This is a genomic window from Ectobacillus panaciterrae DSM 19096 (assembly GCF_000430785.1).
GTDB lineage: Bacteria > Bacillota > Bacilli > Bacillales > Bacillaceae_G > Ectobacillus > Ectobacillus panaciterrae.
Genome location: NZ_KE387247.1, coordinates 43,654 through 58,259, shown reverse-complemented (window position 1 = coordinate 58,259; position 14,606 = coordinate 43,654). Strand labels below are relative to the sequence as shown.

19 protein-coding genes and 1 other RNA gene are annotated in these 14,606 nt (G+C 42.1%); 5 read left to right on the top strand and 15 right to left on the bottom strand.

From position 1 onward, the window contains the following. Positions 1 to 124 precede the first annotated feature (124 nt). From H540_RS0124325 to H540_RS0124300, 6 genes are all read right to left on the bottom strand, one after another. Entirely contained in the window at positions 125 to 1,675 is a 1,551-nt protein-coding gene (locus H540_RS0124325) for a solute symporter family protein (protein WP_028402773.1), read from the bottom strand. A gap of 2 nt (positions 1,676 to 1,677) precedes the next feature. Next, positions 1,678 to 2,016, bottom strand: coding sequence for a DUF485 domain-containing protein (locus H540_RS0124320; RefSeq protein ID WP_425388173.1), 339 nt, complete (start codon positions 2,014 to 2,016; stop codon positions 1,678 to 1,680). A gap of 570 nt (positions 2,017 to 2,586) precedes the next feature. Then, positions 2,587 to 2,745, bottom strand: a complete 159-nt coding sequence (locus H540_RS30810) for a hypothetical protein (RefSeq protein ID WP_245592344.1) — start codon at positions 2,743 to 2,745, stop codon at positions 2,587 to 2,589. Between the two features lie 126 nt (positions 2,746 to 2,871). Then, positions 2,872 to 3,168, bottom strand: coding sequence for a hypothetical protein (locus H540_RS30805; RefSeq protein WP_051317265.1), 297 nt, complete (start codon positions 3,166 to 3,168; stop codon positions 2,872 to 2,874). A 13-nt stretch (positions 3,169 to 3,181) separates the two neighbouring features. Continuing rightward, positions 3,182 to 3,814 carry a LysE family transporter gene (locus H540_RS0124305; protein WP_028402771.1) on the bottom strand — a complete coding sequence of 211 codons (633 nt, stop codon included), beginning with the start codon at positions 3,812 to 3,814 and terminating at the stop codon, positions 3,182 to 3,184. A 422-nt stretch (positions 3,815 to 4,236) separates the two neighbouring features. Beyond that, a complete protein-coding gene (locus H540_RS0124300) occupies positions 4,237 to 4,974 on the bottom strand; it encodes a YqcI/YcgG family protein (RefSeq protein WP_028402770.1) in 738 nt (245 codons plus the stop codon). A 192-nt stretch (positions 4,975 to 5,166) separates the two neighbouring features. On the opposite strand from H540_RS0124300, the gene cspD reads away from it, so the two are divergent. Beyond that, on the top strand, positions 5,167 to 5,364 hold the full coding sequence (gene cspD, locus H540_RS0124295; RefSeq protein ID WP_028402769.1) for a cold-shock protein CspD: 198 nt from the start codon (positions 5,167 to 5,169) through the stop codon (positions 5,362 to 5,364). Positions 5,365 to 5,728: 364 nt separating this feature from the next. After that, complete coding sequence (locus H540_RS0124285) at positions 5,729 to 5,995, top strand: DUF2564 family protein (protein WP_028402767.1); 267 nt, start codon at positions 5,729 to 5,731, stop codon at positions 5,993 to 5,995. Positions 5,996 to 6,303: 308 nt separating this feature from the next. Here H540_RS0124285 and H540_RS32635 read toward each other — a convergent pair whose 3' ends face one another. Next, positions 6,304 to 6,480, bottom strand: a complete 177-nt coding sequence (locus tag H540_RS32635; RefSeq protein WP_081415266.1) for a zinc-finger domain-containing protein — start codon at positions 6,478 to 6,480, stop codon at positions 6,304 to 6,306. A gap of 14 nt (positions 6,481 to 6,494) precedes the next feature. Further along, entirely contained in the window at positions 6,495 to 7,151 is a 657-nt protein-coding gene (locus tag H540_RS0124270) for a ribonuclease H family protein (protein WP_028402765.1), read from the bottom strand. A gap of 300 nt (positions 7,152 to 7,451) precedes the next feature. On the opposite strand from H540_RS0124270, the gene H540_RS0124265 reads away from it, so the two are divergent. Genes H540_RS0124265 through H540_RS0124255 form a run of 3 tightly spaced genes read left to right on the top strand, consistent with a single transcriptional unit; the run spans position 7,452 to position 9,629 of the window. Then, positions 7,452 to 8,324 carry an aldose 1-epimerase family protein gene (locus H540_RS0124265; RefSeq protein WP_028402764.1) on the top strand — a complete coding sequence of 291 codons (873 nt, stop codon included), beginning with the start codon at positions 7,452 to 7,454 and terminating at the stop codon, positions 8,322 to 8,324. A 14-nt stretch (positions 8,325 to 8,338) separates the two neighbouring features. Beyond that, positions 8,339 to 8,731 (top strand): reverse transcriptase-like protein, encoded by a 393-nt coding sequence (locus H540_RS0124260; protein WP_028402763.1) that lies wholly within the window; start codon positions 8,339 to 8,341, stop codon positions 8,729 to 8,731. A gap of 4 nt (positions 8,732 to 8,735) precedes the next feature. Further along, positions 8,736 to 9,629 (top strand): DMT family transporter, encoded by an 894-nt coding sequence (locus H540_RS0124255; protein ID WP_028402762.1) that lies wholly within the window; start codon positions 8,736 to 8,738, stop codon positions 9,627 to 9,629. A 2-nt stretch (positions 9,630 to 9,631) separates the two neighbouring features. On the opposite strand, the gene H540_RS0124250 is transcribed toward H540_RS0124255, so the two are convergent. From H540_RS0124250 to H540_RS0124220, 7 genes are all read right to left on the bottom strand, one after another. Next, positions 9,632 to 9,889 carry a DUF6123 family protein gene (locus H540_RS0124250; RefSeq protein ID WP_028402761.1) on the bottom strand — a complete coding sequence of 86 codons (258 nt, stop codon included), beginning with the start codon at positions 9,887 to 9,889 and terminating at the stop codon, positions 9,632 to 9,634. 288 nt (positions 9,890 to 10,177) lie between these two features. Then, positions 10,178 to 10,675, bottom strand: a complete 498-nt coding sequence (locus tag H540_RS0124245) for a GDYXXLXY domain-containing protein (RefSeq protein WP_028402760.1) — start codon at positions 10,673 to 10,675, stop codon at positions 10,178 to 10,180. Next, a complete protein-coding gene (locus H540_RS0124240; protein WP_028402759.1) occupies positions 10,672 to 11,931 on the bottom strand; it encodes a DUF2157 domain-containing protein in 1,260 nt (419 codons plus the stop codon). The genes H540_RS0124245 and H540_RS0124240 overlap by 4 nt, the downstream gene beginning before the upstream one ends. A 361-nt stretch (positions 11,932 to 12,292) precedes the next feature. Next, entirely contained in the window at positions 12,293 to 13,159 is an 867-nt protein-coding gene (locus H540_RS0124230; RefSeq protein WP_028402758.1) for a 5'-3' exonuclease, read from the bottom strand. 49 nt (positions 13,160 to 13,208) lie between these two features. Continuing rightward, a non-coding RNA gene (gene ssrS / locus H540_RS32630) (6S RNA) lies at positions 13,209 to 13,387 on the bottom strand. 109 nt (positions 13,388 to 13,496) lie between these two features. Further along, positions 13,497 to 14,333 carry a sulfurtransferase gene (locus H540_RS0124225; protein ID WP_034671874.1) on the bottom strand — a complete coding sequence of 279 codons (837 nt, stop codon included), beginning with the start codon at positions 14,331 to 14,333 and terminating at the stop codon, positions 13,497 to 13,499. 11 nt (positions 14,334 to 14,344) lie between these two features. After that, positions 14,345 to 14,605 carry a YpbS family protein gene (locus tag H540_RS0124220; RefSeq protein WP_028402756.1) on the bottom strand — a complete coding sequence of 87 codons (261 nt, stop codon included), beginning with the start codon at positions 14,603 to 14,605 and terminating at the stop codon, positions 14,345 to 14,347. Position 14,606: the final 1 nt, after the last annotated feature.

Below are 14,606 nucleotides of genomic sequence, written 5' to 3'. Positions count from 1 at the left end.
TCTTCTATTCATTTTCATATACCAATTTAAAATAGAATAAAAATACACCTTTTACAAAAAACGATATGAATATGACAAACAAGATGATTCATACATTAAAGAACAATAAGCCTTGCTTTCTTCATCAATGAGAGGACACGTTGCTGATGCCGTGGCCCGTATTGGATTTAACAAGAATTTCATCAAATTTTGCTTCGCTTTCTTTTTTGCCGGAAAGAACCGTTCCAAGATAAGCGGCTAAGAAGCCAAGCGGGATAGAGATAATCCCTGGATTTGTTAAAGTAATTAACGGCTCCCCTACAAAAATCGCTTTTCCTGCTACTGGATTCCACACGTTCGGGCTTATAGCCACAAGCACAATCGCGGAAATTAATCCAGTCAGCATCCCTGCAATTGCACCTGCTGTATTAAATTTCTTCCAGTAAATCGTAAATAAAATGACCGGCAGATTCGCACTTGCTGCTACTGCAAACGCAAGCGCTACAAGGAATGCCACGTTTAATGTTTGAGCGAACAATGCTAACACGATGGATAATACTGCAACACCGACGGAAGCGTAACGAGCCATTGAAACCTGTTCCTTTTCTGTCGCTTTGCCGCGACGCAAAATTTCGTTGTAGAAATCATGAGCAAAGGCAGAAGCTGCCGTTAAAACAAGACCTGCCACAACCGCCAGAATTGTCGCAAAAGCAACAGCAGATACGAATGCAAATAAGAAGTTTCCGCCTAATTCCTTTGCCAATAAAGGTGCAGCCATGTTTCCGGCTGGGTTCGCTTTTATGATTTCAGCGTTGCCAACGAATGCCGCTGCTCCGAATCCAAGAAAAATAGTCATAATATAGAAGGCACCAATCATCCATGTCGCATATACAACAGATTGACGAGCCGTTTTTGCATCACGCACTGTAAAGAAACGGACAAGGATATGCGGCAATCCTGCTGTTCCGAGAACAAGCGCCAAATTTAAAGAAAGTGTGTCCAATCCGTTTTTGTACTTCACGCCTGGGTTTAAAAATGTTTCCTTGAGCGGCGTTGCCGTTTTCATTTGACTGAACATCTCTGTTACACTAAAGCCAAACTTCGCAAATACGATAATAGAAATCACAAGAGTACCGGCCATCAGAAGAACTGCTTTTACGATCTGCACCCAACTCGTCGCAGTCATACCGCCGAAAATTACATACACTGTCATCAGCGTTCCTACGATTAACACAGAAGTAGTATATTCGATTCCCAATAATAATTTGATAAGTGCACCTGCTCCTACCAGCTGTGCAATCATATAGAAAATGGAGATTGTCATCGTGTTTAACGCTGCGACGCCGCGTACTTTTCTTTGGTCAAAACGCGCTGCGATCATATCTGCCAAAGTAAACTTTCCTAAGTTGCGCAGCGGCTCTGCCACTAAGTAAAGAACGACCAAATAAGCAACAAGAAATCCGATGCTATAGAAGAAACCGTCAAATCCTGTTAAGGCAACAGCGCCGGCAATCCCTAAAAATGATGCAGCCGACATATAGTCGCCGGCAATCGCCAGTCCGTTTTGCCAGCCTGTCAGTCCGCCGCCGGCTGTATAAAAATCGCTTGCATTTTTTGTCTTCTTCGAGGCGTAGTATGTAATTACGAGCGTACCTAAAACGATTACTAAGAACAATGCAAAAGCAGTAGTATTCAACCTTAGCCCCTCCCCCTATTTAATTTTTGCAGAATACCGGCAGATATTTTGTCAAAGGACGCAGCTTTTTTGCTGTAAATCATACAAAGCGACCACGTCATCACAAACTGACCGAACGCGAACACCCAAGCCCAAGTGATATCGCCGAATGCCGTTTTGTTAAGCACCTTTGAATAAGATGTCATAAGAGGCAGCGCAATGTAAAAACAAAAAAAGAATAAAGACATAGGAATAATAAACTTCTTTTTAGCTTGCAACAGCTGTTTGAACTCAGCAGACTTAGCGATTTCCGTATAATCGATTTCATTTTGGTTTGTGTGTGTATCTTGCTTCATTTCCATCGTAATCCTCTCCCCTCTGAAATTCATGCATGAATCCTGTATAAGAGCATTCGTGCGATCTGCCCTCCCCTCTCTATAAATACATCATGCAAATGAATGAAAACACAATAAAATATCAGTAATATTCAGAAACTTAAGTTCATTTTATTGAATCTGTCCTGCTTATGAAAGGGTTTTCGTTAGACAAATTTGGTCATTTTATTCCAATTTTTTGAAATGATTTATTATAATAGAAAACGCTCTCAAAATTATTCCCCTATCTTATTTTAAGTGCTATTATGACGGGATTTTTTTCCATCATTCTTCTTAATGTTAATCGTGTTCTTTCTCCATATATTTCTGTCCGTCTGCTAGGTTTCTATCGCAATGTAACAACCATGCTGTTTTTCTCTTATATGCTTTTGCCATTCAACATACAAAACAAGATTTCGATCGACAAAATATGCTAAAAGAAAATGATGCATACAAATAAAAACAGCTGCCATTTTAGCAGCTGTTTTTATTATTCACAAACTAGATTTCTCAGAATGATTTTAAACTCGATTTCTTCTAAGATCTTGTTTCTCTTTGTTACGGTACATAATTGGCGGTCCAAACATATTGCGGAAATCCGCTTTCATCCATCATCACATCAAATTCATCGCCTGCAATTTCCTCGAATTTTTCATATATATACGGCTCTGTTTCAGTGGAGAAATCCTGCCATTCACATCGGATCATCTTCATCATCCCTATGCTCTTTCTGCTTTTACTATAGCATACGGTCCGAGCCCCTTATATTCGAAAATCGCAACAATTTGCGAATATATACACAAATTGTTTATATAGTGAAAACTAGAAAAAGCATATGTGGTTTTAGAAGCTGGCCCCCTGTTCAAAATTGCGGTCAAGCAGCTGCTGCTGAAAAATATTTTGCTTTTCAATGATATGCTCCACAGAAAAAACAACTATTTCTCCCCTATGCACCTCGCCGATAATAAGTCCGATTTCCTTATGGTTAACTGCAAAGCTCACCTGCTCAGGGCGCTGCAGCACACGCTGTGCAATCGATACAACAGATTCATAAACAGGCGTACGATTTTCTACTTCTTTTATCAGTTTTGTTGATAATTTTACGATGATTTCTTTTTCGTTAACAGTTGTACGATACATTCTTTATCCCTCCCTAAATGAATAGCTGTACTGCCTTATAAGCGAAGTGAATAGAGTAGCCGACCAAAACCACTCCCGCTCCTGCCGTAATCCATCCCAACATTCGAGGTTTCAGCAGCGTGCGGCCAAAGTGAATGGAAAAAGCTATATTTAAATTCCATAAAATAATTCCTAAAATGATACAAAGACTGTACAACATCGCCTCCTGTTTACTTACCTTTGTCAGCAGAGAGCTCAGCGTGCTTCCGTAAACACCGAACCAAAATACTAAATTCAGCGGGTTTGAGAGAGCGATGACAAATCCAGTTACATAAGATTGCCGTATTCCGCCAATCTCTTCCTTCATATATTCCATCCCGCGCTTTGAAATTCCTTGTTTAATACTCGTAAAACCGAGATGAAACAGCAAAAAAAAGCCGATGCAATACATGAACAGCTGTACAGGCGGATACATAAAAAATGACGATAATCCACAGTAAATGAGCAGCATAAACAAGATATCCGCAGTCATGCCTCCGAGTCCGACTGACCAAGCATGCCAAAATCCCTTCTCAATGCCGCGCTTCACTATTTCAATATTGATAGGACCTACGGGAGCTGCGAGAGAAATACCGAGAACGATTTGCTGAATCAAAACAAAGAACATATACGATTCCTTTCTTTCCATTTTAATATTAATAAATGAGGTTTTTCCAAAAAATAGACGAAAAATGGAAACTTCCAACTTTAAACTACCCGCTCCGGCAAGAAATATGCATACAAGAAAAACGCAGCATAGGAGAAACCCGCCCAACATTCTTTTTAGGCGGGCATAGAGCGCCTGCTGAGTATAGTAACGTTCAAAACCTTTACGTCCACTCCGGTATTTTTGACTAAGTAAGCATGTTCGTTCTTTTGTATGTCGTAAACTGGGAACATCATGGGTTTTAAATGAAGAAAAATAATTAAATTCATTACGTGAAATTTTATAATTTCTTATATTTACAAGAAAGGCGCTGCCTGTTCGTTCAGATGCAACCTGACATATTCAAGCTTTCTTTCCCGCTTATAAAAAAGGCCGTCAGCAAGCTAACGGCCTTTTTTATGATGAAACGGACATTTTCCTTCAATAGGCTTACTATCATCTCCAATAAAATATTGCTTCCATTCACGATGATCCAAATCACCGTAATGGCTGATGTTCGGATGCTTCGGCAAGCCGTCCCATTTCTCCACGCGCTCCCGCACCATTTGTCTTGAATAGGCTCCTTTCGGTCGATCACCTTCCAGCCCTTCAAAAATGATGCGCGGCTGAAACCCGATAATAAGCGAGCGGCCAAGATCTCTCGTTTTCCGCTGTTTATAAGCCGGTGCGTTTCCAAACGCAAAAATCGGTTCTCCTCCAAAAGAAAATTCCCACAAATAATGATCAGGATCCTGCGGAATATGGGACGGCCACTGTAGATTGTCTTTTTCATGCAAATATTGAAGCACTTTCCAAAAATATGCACGGTAGTAGTCAAGTGAGCGCTCCTCTTTCTCCGGTTCCGCGAATAGAAACAAGCCGCGCCGCACTAGGGGCTTTTGCTTGATACGCTCTAAAAACGAAAGCAGGGCCTGAGGAAGCATGCTCCAATCATCCTGCATGATAAAGGAATAGCGCAGCTCATTCTTTTTAAGAGCCGTCATGCCGAAATAACATGGAAATGTAGGATTAGATACAACCTTCGAGAAATTTTGGAATTCCATATGAAGCCATTCCGGCAAATCTTTTCGGTTTTGTATGCTTTCGTTATCAAGCAAGTATGATGTTTTTGACGTTTGCATATATTCCCTCCTCTATGTACAACCACAATTAAACATATTTGAAGAGGGGATGTACTATAACCTTTCCCTGTACTTTTCAAAAAGTAAAACGCTTACTTGACTAATATCTTCCAATTGGTGTATATTAGAATTGTCATTTAGCATGTGTATACATATTAAATGAGATAGTAACGTTCTAGGAGGAAATATAACATGCAAGGAAAAGTAAAATGGTTTAACAACGAAAAGGGCTTTGGTTTCATTGAAGTAGAAGGCGGCAACGATGTATTCGTACATTTCTCTGCTATTCAAGGCGAAGGCTTCAAATCCTTAGAAGAAGGCCAAGAAGTTTCTTTCGATATCGTAGAAGGAAACCGTGGACCTCAAGCTGCTAACGTTGTAAGAGTATAATTTTGTTTAAATACGAAAGGCTGTCCCAAGTATAGGGACAGCTTTTTTTGTATGAAGAGTATCAAATGAAGGCATGTCCAGCTCCTCCGGCTAGGTGCTGCCACCAGAGAACCTCTACCACATAAAGGCAAAAAGCGCCTTTAAGGGTAGAGAACCTCTGGTTCTGCACCTGAACGAGCCGGCTCCGCTTTTCTTGATGTCTAGCTCCTCCGGCTAGGTGCTGCCACCAGAGAACCTCACCCACACAAAGGTAAAAAGCACCTTTGAGGGGTGAGAACCTCTGGTTCTGCACCTGAACGAGCCGGCAGAACTTTTCTTTTTGCATATTTCCTTTTTTGCGGACAAACACTATGCTTGATAAGGAATGAAGGAGGCAAAAGCAGTGAGTAAACCGTTTAATGGTTTTGAACAAGTGTCTATGAAAGTGGAGGCAGCGCAACAAATGATAGGCTCTGCTACAGTCACCATGGACCCGGAATCGCTGCAGCGTGCAGCAACGGCAGCGGCAGAAGCGCGCGCTCAGCTTGAACAAATGAAAGGTGTCGCAACCGATTTGGATGCAGATTTTTTACAAGAGCAAGAAGCAAAGCTTTCGAGCGTAGAACATCAGTTGATTGCAGCAAAACATTAAGATGAAACTCGTAGGCAGGATGCTTTTCCCCTGCATCAGCCAGAAGAAAACCGCCCCTTGGGCGGTTTTTTCTTTAGAAAGTATGAAACTTTGGGGCATGTCTAGCTCCGCCGATGTATTGGCAAAAAGCGCCTTTAAGGGCGGAGAACCTCTGATTCTGCACCTCGAGGGCTTCGCTTTTCTTGATGTCTAGCTCCATCGGCTAGGCGCTGCCACCTAAGAACCTCCGCCACAAAAAAGCAAAAAGCGCTTTTTAGGGCGGAGAACCTTAGGTTCTGCGCCTGAACAAGCCGATTCCGCTTTTCTTATTATGACAGCTTTTTGCCGTATTCTTTTAATTTTTCGCCTACTGTGCATTGCTTAATACAAAATGACTGTGCATAGCTTTTTCCGTGCTCCTTGCGAAAATGACTGTTCACAAAGCAGCCTGCGCAGTATGTTTCAATTAAATCATGCACTTGTGAAATCAGCTGCTTTCGGTTCACAATGTCTCCACCTTTCACTCGACAATTGCATGACTGTCGATAAAAACTCCTTCCAGCGCTTGAGAAGCAAGCTGATGCGCTTCTTTGTTGCTTTTTCGTGAAATCGGTTCACACGCTAATTTCAGCTTCAGCGCTTTGGCTTTTTCCTCGATACGATCAAGATACTTGTTTAAATTTTCTTCATAGCAAGGCCACTCGCCCGATAATTGATTCAAAACGACTTGCGAATCTCCGCGCAGTATAACGGATTGATACTGCACACCTAACTCTTCTAATATTTGTATGCCAAACTGCAGGGCAGCGTACTCTGCTTCATTATTGTTTTCCAGCTCTCCGAATGGTTCATTGCGGCGGATACGATAAGTTTTTCCATTTTGTTTGTAGTAAATACTCACACCGACACCGGCTTGTTTCGTTTGAATATCATAACCTCCGTCAAAATAAAGAACAACGTCGTGGGGCTCTTCTTCTACCTGCTTCACGAGCTTCTCCGCTTCTTTTTTGCTCCAATGCGTACCCATCTCATCATAAAAAGCAATTTCCTTTGCCCGCCCGGTTTTTTCAAAATCCACAGCGAATTGCAATGCTTCTTCTAAGCGTAAATATTCTGTTTGCAAAACTGTTTCCAAGCCGTTCTTCGTTTTATATGTCCATTCAATTCGATATTTCATGAAAGGGCTCCTTTATTATCAAAATTTAAAGACTTTACGAAAATACATTGAATTATCTTCTCTCCCTATTTTACAATACGTTATTATTTTCATACACACTGCGCGATTCACAACCATCCCGCGATATTAAAACTTGGAGGAAATAAATTGGTATCGGTTGCCAATACACCGTTTAGCTATATTGCAAGACGCATGAAAATCGGTTCTGCAGGACAACTTGAGTAGGCTGTCCTTTTTCTTTATGTATTTGTTCACATGCTTGTTATAATAGAACTATTCCATTCAAAGGAGAGAATACATATGATTTCGACGATTGCAAATGAACACCTGCGTATTTGTGTATCGAAAATTGGTGCTGAACTGACGAGTGTACGGTCTAAAAGCGACGATACAGAGTATATATGGCAAGCTGACCCTGCCTATTGGAAGCGTCATGCGCCTGTCTTGTTTCCCATTGTCGGCAGATTAGTAGAAAATACATATTATGTGAATGGACGATCCTATACTCTTCCCCAGCATGGTTTTGCCAGAGATTCGATGTTTGAATTGACGGATGAAACAAAAGACAGCCTTACATATCGTTTAGCAAGCAACGAAGATACGATGCAAATCTATCCATTCCAATTTGAATTGTATATTACTTATAAATTGGAGCAAGCATCCCTTCACATTGCGTATGAAGTAAAGAACTGCGGTCACAGCGACATGTATTTTTCCATCGGCGCGCACCCGGGATTCCGCGTTCCTCTTCTAGAAGGAGAAGCCTACACCGATTACTATTTGCAATTTTCCGAGCCGGAACAGTTAGCAACATATACGCTTGATAACGGGTATATTACGGACGAGAAAAAGCTTCTTGCTGATGCTGCAGAAATTTTACCTCTTTCGCAGGAGCTGTTTGCAGACGATGCCATTATTTTAGAAGGATTGAACAAAAATGAAATTTCCATTCGCGGACGCAATCATGATAAGTTTATACGAGTCAATTTTGAGGGATTTCCGTATGTAGGGATTTGGTCGGAAGGCACGGGAGCGCCTTTTGTATGCATTGAACCTTGGTACGGAATGGCAGATAAAGCCGGGGCGCCCGGCGAGCTGAAGGATAAGAAGGGGATTCAAATTTTGGAACAGAGCAAAACTTTCGCTGCTCAGTATACCATTACTATTGGATAAAAGGAGGCATTAAGTTGATCGAGGTTTACATTGACGGAGCAACAAAAGGAAATCCCGGTCCGTCCGGCGCAGGCATTTTCATCAGAGGCATTGACAAACCTGTTCAGCTTTCTATTCCGCTTGGCAACATGAGCAACCATGAAGCAGAATACAAAGCGTTGCTTGCAGCATTAAAATATTGCCTGGCGCATAACTATAAAGTGGTGTCGTTCCGAACGGATTCCCAGCTTGTAGAGCGAGCTGTAGAAAAGCAATATGTGAAGAATAAAACATTTATGCCCCTGCTTGCGGAAGCGCTGCAGCTTATTGAACAATTTGATTTATTTTTTCTAAAGTGGATTCCGAGCCAACAAAATAAAGTGGCGGACGAACTAGCACGAAAAGCGATTTCACAACAAAGGAGGTAGTATGTTGCGCAAAGAGTTTTTTGCACATCTTGGTTTATTATTTGTAGCCTTTATATGGGGCATAACATTCGTTATCGTACAAAATGCCATTTCATTAGTGGAGCCATTTACCTTTAATGCAGTGCGCTTTTTGCTTGCGGGCTTTATCCTTCTAATTGCACTTTTGTTTCGCCCTGCAAAAGAAAGGAAACAGTCTATTGCTCCAGGCATCTTAATCGGCTTCTTTTTATTCGCGGGCTACTTATTTCAAACGTTCGGACTCTTATACACAACCTCTTCAAAGGCCGGATTTTTAACAGGGTTAAGCATTGTCATGATTCCGCTGTTCTCGTTTTTATTTCTTAGGCAGAAAACCGGATTGCTTGCTGTACTGGGGGTTTTCGTGGCAACAATCGGCTTGTTCCTGCTGACTGCCGATAATTCCTTCACCTTCAACACAGGCGATATTCTAGTATTATGCTGTGCAGTTTCATTTGCGGTTCACATTTTAATGAACGGAAAATATTCACGCCGGTTTACTCCCCTGTTTTTAAGTGCGATGCAGGTTCTTGCCGTCGGAGTGTTTTCCTCTATTTGCGCAGTTTTGTTTGAAGATTGGCAGCGCATTTTATCCCCTGCGCTTTGGACAAGCAGCTCCTTTTTGTTTGCGCTGCTCTTGACTGCTGTGTTTGCTACGTCGATCGCTTTTTTCGTACAAACTGCAGCGCAAACACACACTTCGCCGACACGCGTAGCGATCATTTTGGCGATGGAGCCGGTATTTGCTGCCTTAACTGGTGTATTTGCCGCTAATGAAACACTAACCGTACCGGCTATAGCCGGCTGCGCGCTCATTTTGCTCGGCATGATTTTTGCGGAGCTTCCAAGCAAGCCAAAAGAAAAAGCACAGGCAGCGTAGGCTTATCTTTCAAGCCTGCGCACATATGCCTGTGCGCTTTTTTTATCTGCAATCTTTTCCTGCTGCAGTCTTTCTAAAAGCGCAACGAAATAGCTTCCGTCAAAATGACGCTGATGCTTTAGCGTGGCTTCTATTGCGATATTTACCATTTCATCGGGCGCTTCCGTATATTTTTGGCCAAAAGCGATAAATCCAAGCGCATCCTCTGGCAGTTTAAAGCCCTTTGCACGCAAAAAAGAGATATATTCGTTCGTTGTCATTCTGTTCCCACCTTATCCATGCTGTCCTAACTATCATAACTTGTTTTTTGTTTTCTGAAAACACAAGAAAAGCGGAATCGGCTCGTTCAACTTCGGAAGGCAGAGGTTCTCCGCCCAAAAAGGTGCTTTTTACCTTTATGGGCGGGGGTTCTCTGACAGGAGGAGTTAGCCGATGGAGCTAGACAAAAAAAGCGGAATCGGCTCGTTCAGCTCCGGAAGGCAGAGGTTCTCCGCCCCAAATTTTATACTTTTTTGCGTTTCAAAAAGAGAGCGCAGCGCCCTCTTTGTCTACGGTTCTATCTTTGTAATAAACTGATGATAATCAGATACCTTCACATGTACCTTCCACTGCCGTTCTCCGGGCTTCAAGGACTCGTTCTGTTTGAAACGATAACGTTCCAGACCATAGGAGATATGCATAGTACCATCCGATTCATATTGATACTTGCCGGCTAAAATTGCTTCGGTATCGTTTGATGACTCTATTTTCTCTTTTGTCACGCGCACAGGCTCATATACATTCCCGCTTTTTTGGAACAAAACATATACCTTGTCACCCTGCTCCGGACGCTGCTTGCCGCTCCATTTTTCCCAGGAAATGCTGCTTGCCGTATAAGAAAGATAAATCGTATTTTCATACCTCATTTCACTGAAATTTGCAGGCTCCGTCAGCAAAACAATATCCTTGCCGTTTGCCTTTGTATAATACCGAATCCCCGCCATTCCTGCGAGCACGAGCAGTTGACAAATGACCAATACAATGATAAACCATGTTTTCTTCCTCATTTTTTCTGCTCCCTTCCATGCTGCAGCACCTGTTTTTCTTTTTTTGACAGAAAGATATAAAGTACGATAATAAGCACTGCTCCAATGAGGAAGAAAAGCGATTTTGACATATATGTAAAACCGAATTGGAAGTAAACTGCAAATATGCTGACGATGAACAAACGCGAACCAGCTGCTATTTTTTGTTTTTGTACATATTTGTACCCTTCCAGCAGCAATCCGACCGGATAGCACATTACAATAAGGAGGGCAGCCCAATCCGCAGCTGTTTCGTTTTGAAGAAACAGGACAGGAACAAATAAAATCCACTCATAAATCGAAAATATGGTACCAGTTTGCTTTTTCCAAGAATAAGACAAAGTAAACGCAAGAAGCAGCAGTAATGCATAAATTGTAATGACAGCCGGTTTCACATGATTTGCTACAATGGCTTCCGACAGAATAATGTTATATACATAATAAAGATATAAGGCAAACAGCGCCGCTTTCTTAAATAGAGTGATATAGTCTTCCTTTGCTTTTTCTCCCATAAATACCATGATCATCAGTACAATAAAGGGAACGGTGTATTGTACAAGCTGCGCCCAAACGCCTCCCGGTGCATGGAAGCTGAATGGAAGCAATACACACCACTGTATTATCGTGAGCAGCGCCAAAATAAAGCTGTACATCCATCTCTTTTCTTTCTGTACAATATATATAAAACAAACTGTAGAAACGAGTAGAATGCCCGTATGAACCGACTCAAATGCGGATGCACTGTATATTTGCCCTGCAATTGTTAAAAGTGCGGCCAGAACAATTAACAGCATGTTGCGGTACAAGCATGCAAATAAGAGCGCGAACAAAGACCAAAAGAAAAAGAGAGATGCATCGTATGCCATGTACTGGAACATGTCAGAAATTAACAGCATTCCCACTCCAAAGCTGACTACGCCTAAAAAAATGCCGGCAATTCCCCACGAATGCTTTCCTTTCCTGTACAAGATTGCTCCTGCCGCATAGAATGCCGGAACGAAAATAAAAATGACAGCGAGCTTTGCTTCATCCGTCATGCCGCCCCAGTTAGAAGCAATAAAGGTAAGCATACTCAGTCCAAGCAAAATCGCTGCGAACAAAGGCAGCAAGCGCAGCAAAAACCCGCGTTCTTCTGTCCTTGTCTCTGCCGAAGACAGCATGCGCTCCCCTTGTTCAGAAGTAATGATCCCTTCATTAATCCATTTCTCTATGAAAGAAACCAACTCATTTCGCTTCATATTCTCCCCTCCTGTGTTATTACATTATATGAGTTATTGTGTTCACATCATTACCATCTTTTCTTATAGTGTAATTTTACTCTATTCTAAAATTTATCGGTAGATGTTTTTCCCACTATTTCCTATATACTGAAATTTTTCACATTTTATGGGGACTGCTATGGATTTTCACATTGCCGCGGAAAAAATCTATGAGGCGTTTTATGTACTGGTACCGGAGAGCATTCATTGAATCCCTCCTATCACAAACAGCTTTATGTGCCGGCAAGTCGATACAAGGCATAGCAGCTATTACAGTAAAGAGGAATGTACGAAAAAAATGAAAGGCTGGCCAGAAAAATAGAGCGGTCGCTTGACCGCTCTACAGCATCATGAGAAATGGCTCCGGACGGCTCCATTCCAGTTCTTTGCATATTTGATGTATGTGCTCTTCACTAATCATGAATAACGCTTCCGTAAGCTCGCACGAAATCGGCACTTCGCAATGAATTTCCGCCAGTTGCAGGGATAAAAACAGATTGTCCATATCAGCTTCAATTTTCGTACGCTGCGCTTTCGTTAATAACGGCAGGTTGTCCAATACGCCTTGCACCGTGCCGAATTGCTGAATGAGCTTATACGCCGTTTTTTCTCCAATGCCTTTTACGCCTGGATAGTTGTCACTCGAATCTCCCATGAACGCTTTTACGTGGACAATTTGCCATGGGTGCACGCCTTTTTCCGAGAGAATGTTCTCCGGTGTATAAAACTCATAGTTTCCAATCCCTTTGCGCATAAGCATAATCGTTGTATTTACATCAGCTAGCTGCAGTAAATCCGTATCGCCAGTAAGGACAAATACCTCGCCGTCTTCTTGATACACTCTTGCCAGCGTGCCGATGCAATCATCCGCTTCATAGCCTGCCAGTCCGACGTTTGGAATGCCAAGCATCGCAGCTGCTTCTTTTACTAAATCAAATTGCGGCTTCAGTTCATCAGGAGGAGCAACGCGGTTCGCTTTATATTGTTCGAATGATTCGGTACGGAACGTTGTGCTGCCCATATCCCAGCATGCCACTACATGTGTCGGCTGCACTTCCTGTATCGCTGCTAAAACATGTTTGACGAAGCCGTGAATGCCGTTTGTCGGCGTACCGTTTTTCATCTTCATAAATTGTCCATATACGCTTGTTGCATAAAAGGAACGAAATAATAAGGCCATTCCGTCAATTAATAAAATCTTCTTCATGTATTTTCCTCCCAAAATAAAAAACCTCACGAAAATCGTAAGGTTATGTAGGTACCCCGCTGTGCCGTCACTCCAGTATGTCCATAAACCCGCTCTCGCAGGTGGATGCTCTCACAAACGCCTTCATCTTCCTTACTGCAAGGCATGATGTCAGTATTTAAATATTGAGCTTCCATATTAACAATGTTGGTTTAAGACATAAACAAGCCACGTACACCGCAGGACGTTTTATTTGTTATTATCGTATCATATTTAAGCTATACTGTAAAATCATGTTTGTATCATCTTTGTGAACCTATTGTATTACAAAAACAGGAGCTTCGCAATACAAGAGTTTTTAATTTTTAGATGCTACAGGATTGTCTTCATAAGAAATCCAGTCGCTCCAGCTTCCGCCATATAATTTCACGTTAGAAAAACCGGCAGACTTCATTGCCAGTACATTCGGGCAAGCCGTAACGCCTGACCCGCAGTACACGATAATTTCTTTGTTCTTATCCAAGACTTTAAAGCGCTCTTCTTGCTCTTCTTTTGACTTGAACATTCCTTCGGCAGTTACGCCCTCTTTCCAAAATTGATTGTGTGCCGTGGGGATATGCCCCGCTTTTGCATCAATCGGTTCTTCTAAACCTTTGTAACGGCCAGGCTCACGGGAATCAATTAAAATAAAATCATGCCCTTTCTCCAAACGTTCCTTAACATCCTCCATATGCACGAGCATGTCATGCTGAGGATAAGCAATAAAATTTTTTCTTGTAAAAACTGGAACTTGTTCAGTTGTCGGCAGACCTTGTTTCTTCCATTCCGGGAAGCCCCCGTTCAGCACAAATGCCTTGTGATGACCTAGATATGTGAGCATCCACCAAAATCGAGATGCCATTGCACCATGCTGACTGTCATAAGCTACAATTGTTGTATCTTGATCAATGCCTGCATCTGAAAGTTTTTCAACAAATAGCTCTAAATCCGGGAGCGGATGCCGCCCGCCATGGGTGGCAATATTCCCGGATAAATCTGTATCGAGATTAAAATACAGAGCGTTCACAATATGCTCTTTAAGATATTGTTCTTGTCCTAAAGATGTATTGCCAAGATCGAAACGGCAATCGATGATACGAACAGATTCATCATGTATATGCTCTGCCAGCCACTTTGCTTCCACAACATAGTTCATCACAATTCCCCCTATTTTTTGAGGCGATTCACGTACTCCTGCACCATTTCAGGTGTTACATATTTGCGCTCTGGCACAACCCCGTCTTTTGCAAAAGCATTTATTTCCCGCGTTACTGCATTAATCGCATCCACAGAAAAAGGTTGACCGTTTTGGCATAATGCCACTGCAGCCTCAATTGCCGCTTCTCTCTGCGTTTCCAATTTCAAAAATTCCACGACAGCCGCTTGCTGTTTTTTTGAATGAGCTGTTATCGCTTTATGTACTTCCATT

Coding starts and splice junctions, on each gene's coding strand:
- H540_RS0124225 (WP_034671874.1), bottom strand. CDS start 14,333: ATGAACTATGTTGTGGAAGCAAAGTGGCTGGCAGAGCATATACATGAT.
- H540_RS30805 (WP_051317265.1), bottom strand. CDS start 3,168: ATGTATCGTACAACTGTTAACGAAAAAGAAATCATCGTAAAATTATCA.
- H540_RS0124250 (WP_028402761.1), bottom strand. CDS start 9,889: ATGACAACGAACGAATATATCTCTTTTTTGCGTGCAAAGGGCTTTAAA.
- cspD (WP_028402769.1), top strand. CDS start 5,167: ATGCAAGGAAAAGTAAAATGGTTTAACAACGAAAAGGGCTTTGGTTTC.
- H540_RS0124240 (WP_028402759.1), bottom strand. CDS start 11,931: ATGAAGCGAAATGAGTTGGTTTCTTTCATAGAGAAATGGATTAATGAA.
- H540_RS0124230 (WP_028402758.1), bottom strand. CDS start 13,159: ATGAAGAAGATTTTATTAATTGACGGAATGGCCTTATTATTTCGTTCC.
- H540_RS0124305 (WP_028402771.1), bottom strand. CDS start 3,814: ATGTTCTTTGTTTTGATTCAGCAAATCGTTCTCGGTATTTCTCTCGCA.
- H540_RS0124270 (WP_028402765.1), bottom strand. CDS start 7,151: ATGAAATATCGAATTGAATGGACATATAAAACGAAGAACGGCTTGGAA.
- H540_RS0124285 (WP_028402767.1), top strand. CDS start 5,729: ATGAAGGAGGCAAAAGCAGTGAGTAAACCGTTTAATGGTTTTGAACAA.
- H540_RS0124220 (WP_028402756.1), bottom strand. CDS start 14,605: ATGGAAGTACATAAAGCGATAACAGCTCATTCAAAAAAACAGCAAGCG.
- H540_RS0124245 (WP_028402760.1), bottom strand. CDS start 10,675: ATGAGGAAGAAAACATGGTTTATCATTGTATTGGTCATTTGTCAACTG.
- H540_RS0124300 (WP_028402770.1), bottom strand. CDS start 4,974: ATGCAAACGTCAAAAACATCATACTTGCTTGATAACGAAAGCATACAA.
- H540_RS0124265 (WP_028402764.1), top strand. CDS start 7,452: ATGATTTCGACGATTGCAAATGAACACCTGCGTATTTGTGTATCGAAA.
- H540_RS30810 (WP_245592344.1), bottom strand. CDS start 2,745: ATGATGAAGATGATCCGATGTGAATGGCAGGATTTCTCCACTGAAACA.
- H540_RS0124320 (WP_425388173.1), bottom strand. CDS start 2,016: ATGGAAATGAAGCAAGATACACACACAAACCAAAATGAAATCGATTAT.